This is a genomic window from Neisseria sp. MVDL19-042950, from assembly GCF_030504625.1.
Lineage (GTDB): Bacteria > Pseudomonadota > Gammaproteobacteria > Burkholderiales > Neisseriaceae > Neisseria.
The window spans coordinates 89,289-103,306 of sequence record NZ_JAUKWH010000009.1; the positions used below are offsets into that span (position 1 = coordinate 89,289).

Sequence of the window (14,018 nt, forward strand, 5' to 3'; positions counted from 1 at the left end):
CCCTGCACAACATTTTCAGACGGCCTGCCGTATCCGTAGGTTCCACCCCGCAATAAAATACCGTAAGATGCCGTCTGAAAATTTATCAGGATACTTTCATATGCCGCTTTTCCAAACCGAACCTGCCGTTCCCTACGCACAACAAAACAAAACTGCTGTGCTGCTGATTAACCTCGGCTCCCCCTCGGCACCCACTGCCCAAGCCGTGCGCCCTTATTTGCGGGATTTCTTGTCTGACCAGCGCGTTGTAGAACTACCCAAATGGTTTTGGCGGCCGATTTTGTACGGTTTGGTATTAACATTCCGACCGAAGAAAAGCGCGCACGGTTACGAAAAAGTCTGGTTTCCCGAAGGTTCTCCGCTAACGGTGTACACCGAACGGCAAGCGGCCGCGCTGTCTGAAAAACTGCCCGATATCATCGTGCGTTATGCCATGAGCTATGGCGAATCGAATGTTGCGCAGGTACTGTCCGAGCTGAAAGCGCAAGGGGTTACGCAGGTTTTGGCGTTGCCGCTGTATCCGCAATATGCGGCCTCCAGCACCGCCGCCGCTTTGGATAAAGTGTTCAAAGAATTGCAGCAACAGCGCTATCAAATGAGCGTGCGCACGATATCCCACTTTTATAACGATGCCGGCTATATCTCCGCCATGAAGGAGCACATTCAGGCTTATTGGGCGGAGCACGGGCGTGGCGACAAATTGATGCTGAGCTTTCACGGCATTCCGCAAAAACACCATGACGACGGCGACCCCTACCCGCTAGAATGCCGCCACACCGCCGAACTGCTTGCCGAAGCATTAAACTTGAGTGAAAACGATTATATCGTGTCGTTTCAGAGCCAATTCGGCCACGCAAAATGGGTAGGGCCGAGCACGCAGGATTTATTCGACGAACTGCCCAAACAAGGTGTTTCCAAGCTGGACGTATTCTGCCCCGGCTTTGTCAGCGACTGTTTGGAAACCATGGAAGAAATCGCTATTGCAGGGCGCGAGCAGTTTCACGCGGCGGGCGGCGCGCAATACCACTACATTCCCTGCCTCAACACCAACCCCGCTTGGGTAAACGCACTGGCCGATTTGATTAAACAGCATCTGCAAGGTTGGCACATCTAATCCGCATCGCCACCATAAACATTGAGGCCGTCTGAAAACACATTTCAGACGGCCTCAATGTTTATTTCTTGCTTAGGGTCAATCCGGTCCAACCGAACAATAAAGTCAGTATCAAACATAAGTAGCAGAAAAACGCATAAGGCAGGTAATTCCACACCGGCACGCCTAAGGCTTGGCTGATAAACACACCGCACACGCTCCACGGTACCAGCGGGTTGATCACCGTACCGGCATCTTCCAAAGTGCGCGACAGATTGCGCGGATGCAAGTTGAGTTTATCGTACACCGGTTTGAATGTTCTGCCGGCCAGCAGAATACTCAAATATTGCTCGCCGATAAGCACGTTCACCCCCACAGCGGTAACGGCTACGCTGAACGTGGCTCGCCCCGCCGTGGTTAAAAACTGGCGGATGCTCTCGAGCAAGCTGGGAATTACGCCCAGCGCAAACAACAACCCGCCCAAACTCAAGCCCAAAATCACAATGGTTTGCGTGAAAAACATGCTTTCCACACCGCCCCGTGAAACCAAACGGGAGATGTTTTCAAAATTACCTTCGATCTTGAAACCGCCGTAAAACCAACCACCCAACTGCGCCAAATCGGGCGTGCTGTGAAAATAAGTAACGATTAAAGCGGCAAAGACGGTGGCAATCATGGCAACGATGGCATTCACACGCTTCATGGCCAATACCACCAGCAAAGCAAACGGTATCAGCGAATAGCCGTGCACCAAACCCGAAGCGGCAAGCTGCTCGCGAAAAACCGCCGCATTATTCAAATCTTGCGCCGCCACCGCAGGCAGCAGCCACAACGATAACGCAGCCGTAATCAGCCATGCGGGAATGGTGGTATAAGCCAGATTTTTAATGTGTTCGAACAAATCAATGCCCACAATCGAAGCCGAAATACCGGTGGTATCCGAAAGCGGCGACATTTTGTCTCCGAAAAACGCGCCTGAAACCACCGCACCCGCCGTCATCGCCAAATCCGCATGGAAAGCCTCGCCCATACCCATAAAAGCCACGCCGACCGTGGCACAAGTGGTCAAACTGCTGCCGATGGCGATACCGATCAACGAGCTTAAAACAAAAGCGGAAAGGTAAAAATATTGAGGCGAAATCCAGCCGAAACCGTAATACATCAGCGTGGGAATGGAGCCGCTCATCATCAAGGCACTTACCAGCAGGCCGATAAAGAAAAACAGGTAAATCGCCCCCATGCCCTGCCCCACCGAATCAACCATGCCGCGCTGCATATCGGCGTATTTCACTCCGCGCAGCAAGCCGTATATCAAAAGCACTGTAATCGCAGTAACAATCGACATATGCGGCAGCCAGCCGAGCGAAATAATGCTGTATCCCATGGCGGAAACCAATAAAACCACCACCAGAAATGCTTCCCAGCGCGGCATGTTTAACAGCGGTTTGAAGCTGAACATGATTTGCCCATCCTTTTTTATTGATATGCACACCTGAAAAAGCCGTGCGGTTTTTCCGCGGTGCACGATTGGAAACAGAAAGCGGCACAAAACCGCTTTCAAAAAGTGTTATTTTACAGCAAATAAACTTAATTTCTGCTACGGCACTGCGCCTTAGCTCGAAGAGAACAATTTTATCAACCGCTAAAGCAGCAACAGAATCAGCCGTACTACTTGTACCGTCTGCGGCTTGTTCCCTTGTATCAAAAATGAGTTTATTTGCCATATATTATTGCTTACGGTATCAAACCGAACAGTTTGAAACCGATACCGCAGCGGTTGTGAAACCGATATTCCGTATCAATGCCGAACCAATCTTGTTACCGCTTCGGCAGTTTGCGAAACCACTCTTTTGAACCCGAAAAAGTTAACGAAGTATGAAACATCGGGTTCGATAACCATAAAAGAGCGTAGCATCATAACAGATCAATCAAACAGGCCGTCTGAAAACATTTCAGACGGCCTGTTCAAATTCTACTGAAAACTACTGTTACGCTTCGTCGGCACGGAAACCTTTAACCGCAAAGAATACGATATACAGATAGCAGATGGCTGAAACGAAGAACGATACCAGCAAACCGATGTGGTCGGCAAAGAAACCTTGAACCACCGGCACAATCGCACCGCCCACAATCGCAGTACAGATAATGCCTGAAGCCGCACCGGTAAATTTACCCAAATCTTTGGTTGCCAACGAGAAGATAGTCGGGAACATGATTGAGTTAAAGAAACCGATCGCCAGCAGCGCCCACATAGATACCGCACCGCCGCCTGCCAGAATAGCAATGGTAATCAACGATACTGCCATTACCGCATTGAAAGTCAGATATTTGTTCGGCGCGATTTTGTTCATCACGGCAGAGCCCAAGAAACGGCCCACCATAGCACCGCCCCAATAGAGCGACAGATATTTCGCACCCGTAGTGTGATCCAAACCGGCGGTTACTTCCATCACGTTAACCAGCAGGGAACCGATAGATACTTCTGCACCTACGTAACAGAAAATACCGATGGCACCCAACACCAAGTGTTTGTATTGCCATACACTGGTTTTACCGTCGTGGTTGTGTTCTGTTTCCGCCTCGGCGATTTTACGTGCGTCGGGCAATCTGATCATTTTCACAAACACGGCCAGCAACACCAGCAAGCCTGCCAAGCCCAAATAGGGAATCTGCACAGAGGCCACCTGCTCCGCTTTGGTTGCCGCTTGGCTGGCATCCGCCAAAATCAACACCGAACCCAACAGCGGTGCAATCGTCGTACCCAGCGAGTTAAAGGCTTGCACCAGCGTTAAAGTGGCAGACTCTTTACCCGGTTTGGACAGCAGGGTTACATAAGGATTACCCGCTACTTGTAACAACGTTACACCCGAAGCCAGAATAAACAGCGCACCCAAGAAAATCGGGTAAGCCTCACTGGAAGCGGCGGGATAAAACAGCAGACAACCGACGGCCGTCAACAGGAAACCGCCGATAACGCCGTTTTTGTAGCCCAGTTTCTCCACCACTTTACCCATCGGAATCGACATAATGGCATATGCGGTAAAGAAACAGAACTGAATCAGCATGGCCTGAACGTAGTTCAGATCAAAAATGGCTTTCAGGTGAGGGATTAAGATGTCGTTCATGCAGGTAATGAAACCCATCATGAAGAACAATGCGGTTAATACAGACAGAGCGGTATTGTTGTTTGTTTGTGATTGCGCAGACATTGTAATTGCCCTTAAATTTATATGTAATAAAATTTACTTACAAGTGTTAAATTAAAGTTAAACAACTTTAATGCGAGAGCTATCTTACTGATATTCTATCGGTTTGCAACTGTTATTTTACTACAATTTGTATTAAATCAAAGGCCGTCCGAATTACAAATAAAGTTTTCAGACGGCCTTTTGTTTCAGCATCCACCCGGCTTATCGCAATTCGCATTACGATACAAACGGATCAGCCGTTCAGTGGAACTGTCGTGGCGTTGCACATCGCTTTCGCCGGTAAGTTCGGCAAGAATCGTTTTGGCAAGCTGTTTACCCAACTCCACGCCCCACTGGTCGAAGCTGTTGATTCCCCAAATAACACCCTGAACAAAAGTTTTATGTTCATACAGAGCAATCAGACTGCCCATGTTGCGGGGGTTGATTTTGTTCATCAGAATCAGATTGCTGGGACGGTTGCCGGAGAAGGTTTTATGCGGTACCAACTCTTCGATATGCGCCTCATCCATACCTTGCGCTTTCAACTCGGCACGCACTTCGTCGGGCGTTTTGCCGCGCATAAACGCTTCCGCTTGGGCGAAGACGTTGGCCAGCAAAATTTCGTGATGGCCGGGCAGATTGCTGCGCTTTTGCAGCGAGGCAATCAGGTCGATAGGCGTAATATGCGTGCCTTGATGCAGCAATTGGAAGAAGGCATGCTGGCCGTTGATACCGGTTTCGCCCCAAATAATCGGTGCGGTTTCATGCTCTACCGCTTTACCGTCGAGCGTAACCTGTTTGCCGTTGCTCTCCATATCAAGCTGCTGGATAAATTTGGGCAGGCGGTGCAGGTGTTGGTCGTACGGGGCGATAATGTGGCTGCCGCCGCCGTAATAATTGATGTACCAAATCCCGATCATCGCCAGCAATACCGGCATATTCTGTTCAAGCGGCGCATTGAAAAAATGCTGGTCCATCAAGTGCGCGCCGTTGAGCATCTCAATGAAATTTTCTTCACCCAGATAAAGCATAATCGGCAGGCCGATTGCCGACCACAGGCTGTAACGTCCGCCGACCCAATCCCAAAATTCAAACATATTGGCGGTGTCGATACCGAAATCGGCAACGGCTTTTTTATTGGTGGATACGGCCACAAAATGTTTGGCAACCGCCGATTCTTCGTCTGCATGCTTCAAAAACCACTCGCGCGCGGTCAGGGCGTTGGTGAGGGTTTCTTGCGTGGTAAAGGTTTTGGAAGCGATGATGAACAGCGTGGTTTCGGGGTGTACTTTTTCCAGCACGTCGCGCAACTGCGAACCGTCCACATTGGAAACGAAGTGCATATTCAGACGCGGATGGCCGCAGGGTTTGAGTGCGGTACACATCATCAGCGGCCCCAAATCCGAACCGCCGATACCGATATTCACCACATCGGTAATCACTTGATTGGTATAGCCCAGCCATTCGCCGCTGCGCACTTCGTGGCTGAATTCGCCCATGCGTTTGAGCACGTGGTTTACTTTGGGCATCACATCTTCACCGTCTACATAGATCGGTGCATTGGTACGGTTGCGCAAAGCCACATGCAACACGGCGCGGTTCTCGGTAGTATTGATTTTTTCGCCGTGAAACAACTGCTTGATACGCTCCGGTAAACCGGCTTCGCGGGCAAGCTGCATTAACAAGGACAATGTTTCGTCTGTGATGCGGTTTTTGGAATAATCCAATATCAATCCGCCCACTTCCAACCAATAACGTTCGGCCCGCTGCGGGTCTTGCTCAAACAAATTACGCATGTGCAGGCTTTTGGTAGCATCAAAATGTTTCCACAGCTCGCGCCATACAGGCAGTTCCTGCAAGTGTTTCATGATTCTTCCTTATTGTATTCCAAATGTTTGCTGTGAATACTGCGCTTGCCTTTCTGCAATTGCAGGCTGGCTGTTTCGCCTAAACGCAAGGCCAAGCCGATGGCAAGGATATCCACTACGACCAATTGCAGCAAACGCGAAATCATGGGCGTATAAAGCTCGCTGTTTTCCTGAGCGGCAACACTCAAAACGCAATCAGCAAGTTGCGCCAACGGCGAACCGGCACGGGTAATCGCAATAACCGCCGCTCCGTTTTCTTTGGCGATGCTCACGGCATCCAGCAATTCGATGGAAGAACCGGAATTGGAAATCACCACCAGCACGTCCTGACTGCCCAGCACGGACGCAGCCATCAATTGAATGTGGGTATCGACATAAGCGACGGTAGAAATACCGAAGCGGAAAAATTTATGCTGTGCATCATGCGCGACGATGCCCGAATTGCCGACACCATAAAATTCGATACGGCGGGCATGGGTGAGCATGGCGATGGCTTTTTCCAACTCCGCCTCTTTCAAAAACCGGCGTGCGCCGAGAACAGAAGCAGCGGTGTTGCCCAACACTTTTTCCACCACTTTCGAAATATCGTCGTCGGTATTTAATTCTTCGTGCACATACGGCATGCCTTCATGACCGATACTGGCCGACAACGCCAATTTGAATTCAGGCAAACCTTTATAACCCAAACTGCGACAGAAACGGATAACCGTCGGCTGGCTCACGGAAGCGCGTTCGGCAATTTCCGCCACCGCCGCATGGACGAACCACTTGGGTTCGGCCAAAGCAGACTCGGCAACTTTACGCTCCGCTCCTGACAGGTTAGCCAATGATTCACTGATTTTGCTTAACATAAATATCTGCTCCATTTAAGCCTGTTGTCTGTCCCTCTATCTATATGTGATGGAGCCGACAATTATTATGAATTATATGGTTGAAAAATCCCTGCTCGAAATTTTATGCGATATATTGACACAACATTTTGTTACCGGACAACAAACGGCGAATTACCGCACGGATTTTTGCATCATTCCTACACTGAGCCAATCCGTGCGGTTTCAATGTTGTAAAACAAACCAACTGGGCGATTACACTTGTTTATCTTTTTTACCCGCCGCACCGCCGAGCGCCGCAGTGTTATTGCACGCGCCTTGCAAATGGTTGGACAACGCTACCGCCGCACCGTAGATACCGGGATATTTCCCCAACACGATATATACGGGGATAGCCGCCAAATAAGCATCGAAACGGCCTTTGCTCTCGAAACGGGTACGGAACGGCGAATTTTTAAAGTAGTCGATAAAACGCGGAATAATACCGCCGCACAAATACACGCCGCCGCTTGCACCCAATGTGAGCGCAAGGTTGGATGATACCGTACCCAGCATGGCACAGAAAATATCCAAAGTCAGACGGCATAACGGCGAAGAACCGCTCAAAGCCTGTTCGCTGATTTCGGCCGGTGTCATTTTCTGACGTTTCACCCCTTCTTTGGCCGACAAAGCCTCATGAATCAGTGACAAACCCGCACCGCTCAAAAACCGCTCGGCGGAAACGTAGCCGTATTTTTTCTTAGCATATTGCCAAATCATACTTTCCGCGTCATCGAAGGGAGAAAAACTCACATGCCCGCCCTCGCCGGCCAGCGGCACCCAACCAGCATTGCTCGGAATCAATCCGCTTACGCCCAAACCCGTGCCCGGGCCGATAACGGCTTTCGGTGCATTTTCCACCGGTTTCGATCCGCCTATCTGCACCAGATCTTCCGCTTCTAATTGAGTAATCGCCAATGCTTGTGCAGTAAAATCGTTCAACAAAATCAATGTATCCAAACACAGCGATTGGCGGGTGGTTTCAATGGAAAATGCCCAATGGTGGTTGGTCATCTGCACCCAGTCGCCCAGAATCGGGTTGGCAATGGCAATCGCTGCGTGGTGGATTTTCGGATTGCCGGCACGCTTCAAGTATTCGCGGATGGCATCAACAACCGTATCGTAATCATTGCACTTCAGCACTTCTATCTGCTCAAGCTGCTGCGGTGCGGTTTCCAACGCAAAACGGGCATTGGTGCCGCCGATGTCTGCCAACAAACGCGGCCATTCGGCAACAACGGTTTTATTCTGCGTAGTGGACATGGCAATTTACCTTTTTGTTATTAATTACATAACTGATTGGAAAAGATTTTGAAAGTGCGGCGGCAGTTTGGTCGAATACGGCTTTTTTCTCCGCGCCTTGAATCGCCAAAAATACTGCGGGCGTTTTCGCAATGGCGGCCAGCGTCATGCTCACACGCTCATGCGGCGCGGTAACGGGCGTGGTATGCAGCAGCGGCGCTTCGTTGGCCAAATCCAGCCCGCTGTCCAATTGCGGTGCTTGCGGAAACAGCGATGCGGTGTGTCCGTCTCCGCCCATTCCCAACACCAGCGCATCGGGCTGGCGGTAGTGTTTTAAGGCCGTCTGAACAACGGCTTCAGGTTGCAGATCGGCTGCTTGCCGTTCCGCTTCCACCACCGGAATCCACTTAGCGGCGGCGGCTTTGTTTTTCAACAGGTATTCATGTACCAATCCGGTATTGCTGTCGGGGTGGTCGGTAGGAACGATACGCTCGTCCACCAGCGTAACGGCAATATGCGCCCAATCCAAATCTTTTTGCGATAAGGCTTCAAAAAAAGCGATTGGCGAACGCCCGCCCGACACGGCTAAAACGGCATTGCCCCGTTTATCCAGTGCAACTTTCAATGCAGCGGCAACGGCATCGGCCAAGGCTGCGGCAGATGCGGCGGCACTTTCGTGATGGTGCCATTGGTAAGCCATGATATTTCCTTTCTCTATTTTTTCAGACGGCCTCAAGAGGCAGGAGGCCGTCTGAAACAACCTTGATTTATTGTTCTTCGTGCCATTGGTTGCCGTCGCGTGCCAGCAATTCGCGTGCTGCTTCGGGGCCCCAAGAATGTGCGGCATAACCGTGCGGCGGAGTCGGGCTGCTTTCCCAGTTTTCCATAATCGGCATCACCCATTCCCACGCGGCTTCAAGTTCGTCGCGGCGGTTGAACAGCGCCAGCTTGCCGTTGATTACGTCCAACAGCAAACGCTCGTAGGCTTCCGCACGGCGGCCGGCCACTTCTTTACCCATGTCTACGCTCAAAGCGGTGAGTTCCACATGGTTTCCCGCGCCGGGCGTTTTGACTTGCGTGTACAGGCGGATGGATTCGGTAGGTTGCAGTTCGATAACCAAACGGTTGGGGGCTTTTTGGCTGCCGTCGAAAATATGATTGGGTAAATCGCGGAAATTCAGCACGATTTCGGCCACTTTACCCGCCATGCGTTTGCCGGTGCGCAAGTAGAAAGGCACGCCCGCCCAACGTTGGTTGTCGATTTCCGCTTTGATGGCCACATACGTTTCGGTGCGGCTGCCGGCCAGTACGTTATGCTCTTGCAAATAGCCGTTGACTGTTTGGCCGTCTTTTTGGGCGGCGGTATATTGGCCGCGCACCACATTGGCATCGACATCGGCGGAAGTCAGCGGTTTCAAAGACTTAATCACTTTCAGTTTTTCATCTCGCACGGCATCGGCATCCAAACCGGCGGGCGCTTCCATCGCCGTCATGCACAACATCTGAATCAGGTGGTTTTGCACCATATCGCGCAACGCACCGGTGATGTCGTAAAACTCGCCGCGCTCTTCCACACCCAATTGCTCGGCGATGGTCAGTTGAACGCTTTTCACGTATTTGTTGTTCCACAGCGGCTCGAACATCACATTGGCAAAACGCAAAGCCAGCAGGTTTTGCAGCGATTCTTTGCCCAAATAGTGGTCGATGCGGTAAACCTGCTCTTCTTTGAAGAAACGGGCGACATCGGTGTTGATTTCTTGCGAAGACTTCAAATCGGTGCCCAACGGTTTTTCGAGCACGATACGCACATGGTCGGCATTCAAGCCCGCAGCAGCCAGATTTTCACAGGCTGGGGCGAAGAACTTCGGCGCGGTAGAAAGATAGATGATTACATTATCGGTTTGCTTGCGTGCTTTCACCTTTTCCGCCAGCGTTTGGAAATGCTCGGGGCGGGTAACGTCCACTGGCATATAAGCAATACGTTTAATAAAAGACGCCCACGCTTCTTCACTGAAATTCTGTTTGATGTGAATTTTGGCATTGGTTTCGACCTTCGCCAAAAAACCGGCGGTATCCAAGTCGCTGCGGCTTACCCCCAAGATGCGCCCGTCGAGATGCAGTAAACCCGCCACATGCGCTTGATACAGGCAAGGTAGCAGTTTGCGCATGGCCAAATCGCCGGTTGCACCAAATAACACCAAATCGAAGTTTGTTTGTGTATCCATCATTCTGTCTTTCAATCAAAGTGGCTTGCGCCATATACATATGTAAAAACTCTGCTCCGTTAACACCGGTATTATCCGGCATTTTATTTCTACCGCTTATCTCAGATAAGTAATCGTGTTACATTTGCCATTCAAACTGCCGTTTTTGATGGCATCACTTATAAAATTGGCTTATTTAAAGATATTTCAGACCTAAAAAGACCTGAAATTTTTATATCTAATTATACTTTAAGCATATTTCAGACGGCCTATTTTAAAATTCCAAAGGAGCCGTCTTAAAAATTAGTAGCAATCCTACACAGCACTACACCTTTTGTCTATGCCGTTTTAATCAAATAATTTGACCTAAGTAAATATTTAGTTAACTTGAGCTGAAATTATGTTACAAAACTACAAAACAAAGTTTGACCTAGTTCAAGCATTCTTCTGTAACTAAACTACAATTATAGATTATAATTGATTTCAACCGGTTTCAGACGGCATCTACCCTTTATTAAGCCGTATCCGACTATTAACCGCATATCGACATCCGCATCGGTCGGTATCCGGCTACGAAAGGCAAAATAATCATGAACACACCCGCCCCTATCCACCCTACCCTTGCTGCCGTTACCGAACGGATTGTCGAACGCAGCAAAGCCACCCGCACGGCGTATCTCGAACGCATCCGCGCCGCCCGCCAATCGGGACGCATGGAACGCAACCAATTGGGTTGCACCAACTTGGCGCACGGCATGGCGGCCATGCCCAAAACCATCAAAATCGAGATGCAACAAGAAAGCATTCCCAACTTGGCTATCGTGTCGGCTTATAACGATATGGTTTCCGCCCACCAGCCTTTCCTCGACTTTCCCGCATGGATCAAAGCAAGTGCGCACAAACACGGCGCAACCGTGCAGTTTGCCGGCGGCACGCCCGCCATGTGCGACGGTATTACCCAAGGCTATGCAGGTATGGAGCTTTCGCTGTTCTCGCGCGATGTAATCGCCATGAGTACCGCCGTTGCCCTGTCGCACAATATGTTCGACGGCAGTTTCTTCTTAGGCGTGTGCGACAAAATCGTTCCCGGCCTGATGATCGGCGCATTGGCTTTCGGCCACCTGCCCGCCCTGTTCGTGCCCGCAGGCCCGATGACCAGCGGGATTTCCAATGATGAAAAATCCAAAATCCGCCAATTGTTCGCCGAAGGCAAAGTAGGCCGCGATGCCCTGCTGGAAAGCGAAATGGGCTCTTACCACAGCCCCGGCACCTGCACGTTTTACGGCACCGCCAACTCCAACCAAATGATGATGGAGCTGATGGGTATGCACATGCCGAACACCGCTTTCGTCAACCCCAACACACCGATGCGCGAAGCGTTGGTGCGCACGGCGGGCGAACATCTGGCCGAAAGCATCAAAAACGGCACGGCGATGCCGCTAGGCGAAATGATCAGCGAAAAAAACATCATCAACGCCCTTATCGGCCTGATGGCAACCGGCGGTTCAACCAACCACACCATGCACTTGGTGGCCATGGCACGCGCGGCCGGCATTATCCTCACTTGGGACGACTTCGACGAAATTTCATCCATTATTCCGCTGCTTACCCGCGTTTACCCCAACGGCAAAGCCGATGTTAACCATCTCCAAGCCGCCGGCGGCCTTGCTTTTGTGGTACGCGAACTGTTGGACGCAGGGCTGTTGCATGAAGATGTCGATACGGTAGTCGGGCACGGTATGCGCCGTTACGCGCAAGAACCGTTCTTAGATAACGGCAAAGTTGTTTGGCGCGATGCCGTTGCCGTTAGCGGAGACGAAAATGTTTTACGCCCGGCCGCCAACCCCTTCTCACCCGACGGCGGCCTGCGCCTGATGAAAGGCAATATCGGTCGCGGCGTGATTAAAATTTCCGCCGTCAAACCCGAAAACCGCATCATTGAAGCCCCGGCCATTGTCTTCAACGATCAAAAAGACGTATTGGCCGCATTCGAACGCGGCGAGCTGGAGCGCGACTTTATCTGCATCGTGCGCTTCCAAGGCCCTCGCGCCAACGGCATGCCCGAGCTGCACAAACTCACCCCGCCGTTAGGCATTCTGCAAGACCGCGGTTTTAAGGTGGCCTTGGTAACGGACGGCCGCATGTCCGGCGCATCCGGCAAAGTGCCCGCTTCCATCCACATGAGCCCCGAAGCCCTGCTCGGCGGCAGTATCGGCAAAATCCGCACCGGCGATTTAATCCGCTTCAATGCCGAAACCGGCGAACTGACCGCACTGGTGGATGAAAAAGAATGGAACGCCCGCGAAATCCCCATGCCCAACCTGAGCAAAAACCAACACGGTTCGGGGCGCGAATTGTTTACCGGATTCCGCAGCTTGGCCAGCAGCGCGGAAACCGGTGCCATGAGCTTCGGCGGCGACTTTGCCTAAACACATTTTCAGACGGCCTCAACATCATAGCAAATCAACTTAAAAAATAACTCGGGCCAAACCCGAGTACGGCAAACCATCATAAAAGCCAAGTTTATTTGCCATATGCAGAGGCCGTCTGAAAACCGCCTTTTAGAAACAAGCCCATACCCTTTGAAAACCGCTTTCTCTGATTTGAATTAGGAGCTTAACATGAATCCACGCGACATCCTCACCGCAGGAGCAGTTGTTCCCGTAATGGCGATTGACGACATCAGCACCGCCGTCGATCTGGCACACGCCCTCGTAGAAGGCGGCATCCCCACACTGGAAATTACCCTGCGCACCCCCGCAGGCATCGAAGCCATCCGACTGATTAAAAAAGAAGTCCCCAACGCCATCGTCGGTGCCGGCACCGTAATTAACGGCGAACAACTCAAAGCCGTAGAAGATGCAGGCGCAGTATTCGCCATCAGCCCCGGCTTCAACATCAACTTCGCCAAAGCCGCCCAACAAAGCAGCATTGCCGTTATCCCCGGCATCGCCACCCCCGGCGAACTGATGCTTGCACTGGAGCACGGCATCGACACCATGAAACTCTTCCCCGCCGAAGTCGTGGATGGCAAAAACATGCTCAAAGCACTATACGGCCCCTTCCCACAAGTAAAATTCTGCCCCACCGGCGGCATCAGCCTTGAAACCGCACCCGATTACCTGAAACTGCCCAACGTATTATGTGTAGGCGGCTCATGGCTCACCCCCAAAGACGCAGTTCAAAACAAAGACTGGGCAACCATCACCCTCTTGGCCAAAGAAGCCGCTGCATTGAAATAACGATTTTTTGATTTCAAAGATAAAAAGGCCGTCTGAAAAGCTCACTTAACTTTTCAGACGGCCTCAATTGTTAGACTTTAAATGCTTTATCTAGCTAAACTTTGCTGCCGATTGCATCAATACCGTTGCCGGCAAACTATTGTAATGTAATTGAACATACCGGCTTCCTTAATTTGATAACAGGCGGTAAATCATATTGCCCAAGGCATCGTAGGTGTATTCGGTGCCGTTGTATTCCTCGAGGCGGTTGCCTTTGCCGATGTTGCGGCCTTTCAGACGGCCGGTGTGATGCCTGTCTGAAAGGTTTTCAGG

General features: G+C 51.0%; 10 protein-coding genes. 3 read left to right on the forward strand and 7 right to left on the reverse strand.

The genetic code is table 11. The annotated features are described in order from the left end of the window. The first annotated feature begins 100 nt into the window (after positions 1–100). Entirely contained in the window at positions 101–1,114 is a 1,014-nt protein-coding gene (gene hemH / locus Q0X97_RS09020; RefSeq protein WP_302066999.1) for a ferrochelatase, read from the forward strand. A 61-nt stretch (positions 1,115–1,175) separates the two neighbouring features. Here the strand turns inward: hemH and nhaC are convergent, their stop codons facing one another. The 7 genes from nhaC to zwf all read right to left on the reverse strand — a co-directional run bounded on the left by nhaC (position 1,176) and on the right by zwf (position 10,485). Further along, complete coding sequence (gene nhaC, locus Q0X97_RS09025) at positions 1,176–2,552, reverse strand: Na+/H+ antiporter NhaC (protein WP_302067000.1); 1,377 nt, start codon at positions 2,550–2,552, stop codon at positions 1,176–1,178. Between the two features lie 529 nt (positions 2,553–3,081). Further along, positions 3,082–4,302 (reverse strand): sugar MFS transporter, encoded by a 1,221-nt coding sequence (locus tag Q0X97_RS09030; RefSeq protein WP_302067001.1) that lies wholly within the window; start codon positions 4,300–4,302, stop codon positions 3,082–3,084. 185 nt (positions 4,303–4,487) lie between these two features. Further along, positions 4,488–6,149, reverse strand: coding sequence for a glucose-6-phosphate isomerase (gene pgi, locus Q0X97_RS09035; protein WP_302067002.1), 1,662 nt, complete (start codon positions 6,147–6,149; stop codon positions 4,488–4,490). Then, a complete protein-coding gene (locus Q0X97_RS09040; RefSeq protein WP_302067003.1) occupies positions 6,146–7,000 on the reverse strand; it encodes an SIS domain-containing protein in 855 nt (284 codons plus the stop codon). The genes pgi and Q0X97_RS09040 overlap by 4 nt, the downstream gene beginning before the upstream one ends. Before the next feature lie 234 nt (positions 7,001–7,234). Next, positions 7,235–8,281, reverse strand: coding sequence for a glucokinase (locus Q0X97_RS09045; protein ID WP_302067713.1), 1,047 nt, complete (start codon positions 8,279–8,281; stop codon positions 7,235–7,237). Beyond that, complete coding sequence (pgl, locus tag Q0X97_RS09050) at positions 8,262–8,960, reverse strand: 6-phosphogluconolactonase (RefSeq protein ID WP_302067005.1); 699 nt, start codon at positions 8,958–8,960, stop codon at positions 8,262–8,264. The genes Q0X97_RS09045 and pgl overlap by 20 nt, the downstream gene beginning before the upstream one ends. Before the next feature lie 67 nt (positions 8,961–9,027). Further along, entirely contained in the window at positions 9,028–10,485 is a 1,458-nt protein-coding gene (gene zwf / locus Q0X97_RS09055; RefSeq protein ID WP_302067006.1) for a glucose-6-phosphate dehydrogenase, read from the reverse strand. Between the two features lie 569 nt (positions 10,486–11,054). Between zwf and edd the strand changes: the two genes are divergently transcribed. Further along, positions 11,055–12,893, forward strand: a complete 1,839-nt coding sequence (gene edd, locus Q0X97_RS09060) for a phosphogluconate dehydratase (protein WP_302067007.1) — start codon at positions 11,055–11,057, stop codon at positions 12,891–12,893. 192 nt (positions 12,894–13,085) lie between these two features. Then, the gene (locus tag Q0X97_RS09065; RefSeq protein WP_302067008.1) at positions 13,086–13,706 is read left to right on the forward strand and encodes a bifunctional 4-hydroxy-2-oxoglutarate aldolase/2-dehydro-3-deoxy-phosphogluconate aldolase; all 621 of its coding nucleotides are present in this window, start codon (positions 13,086–13,088) and stop codon (positions 13,704–13,706) included. Positions 13,707–14,018: the final 312 nt, after the last annotated feature.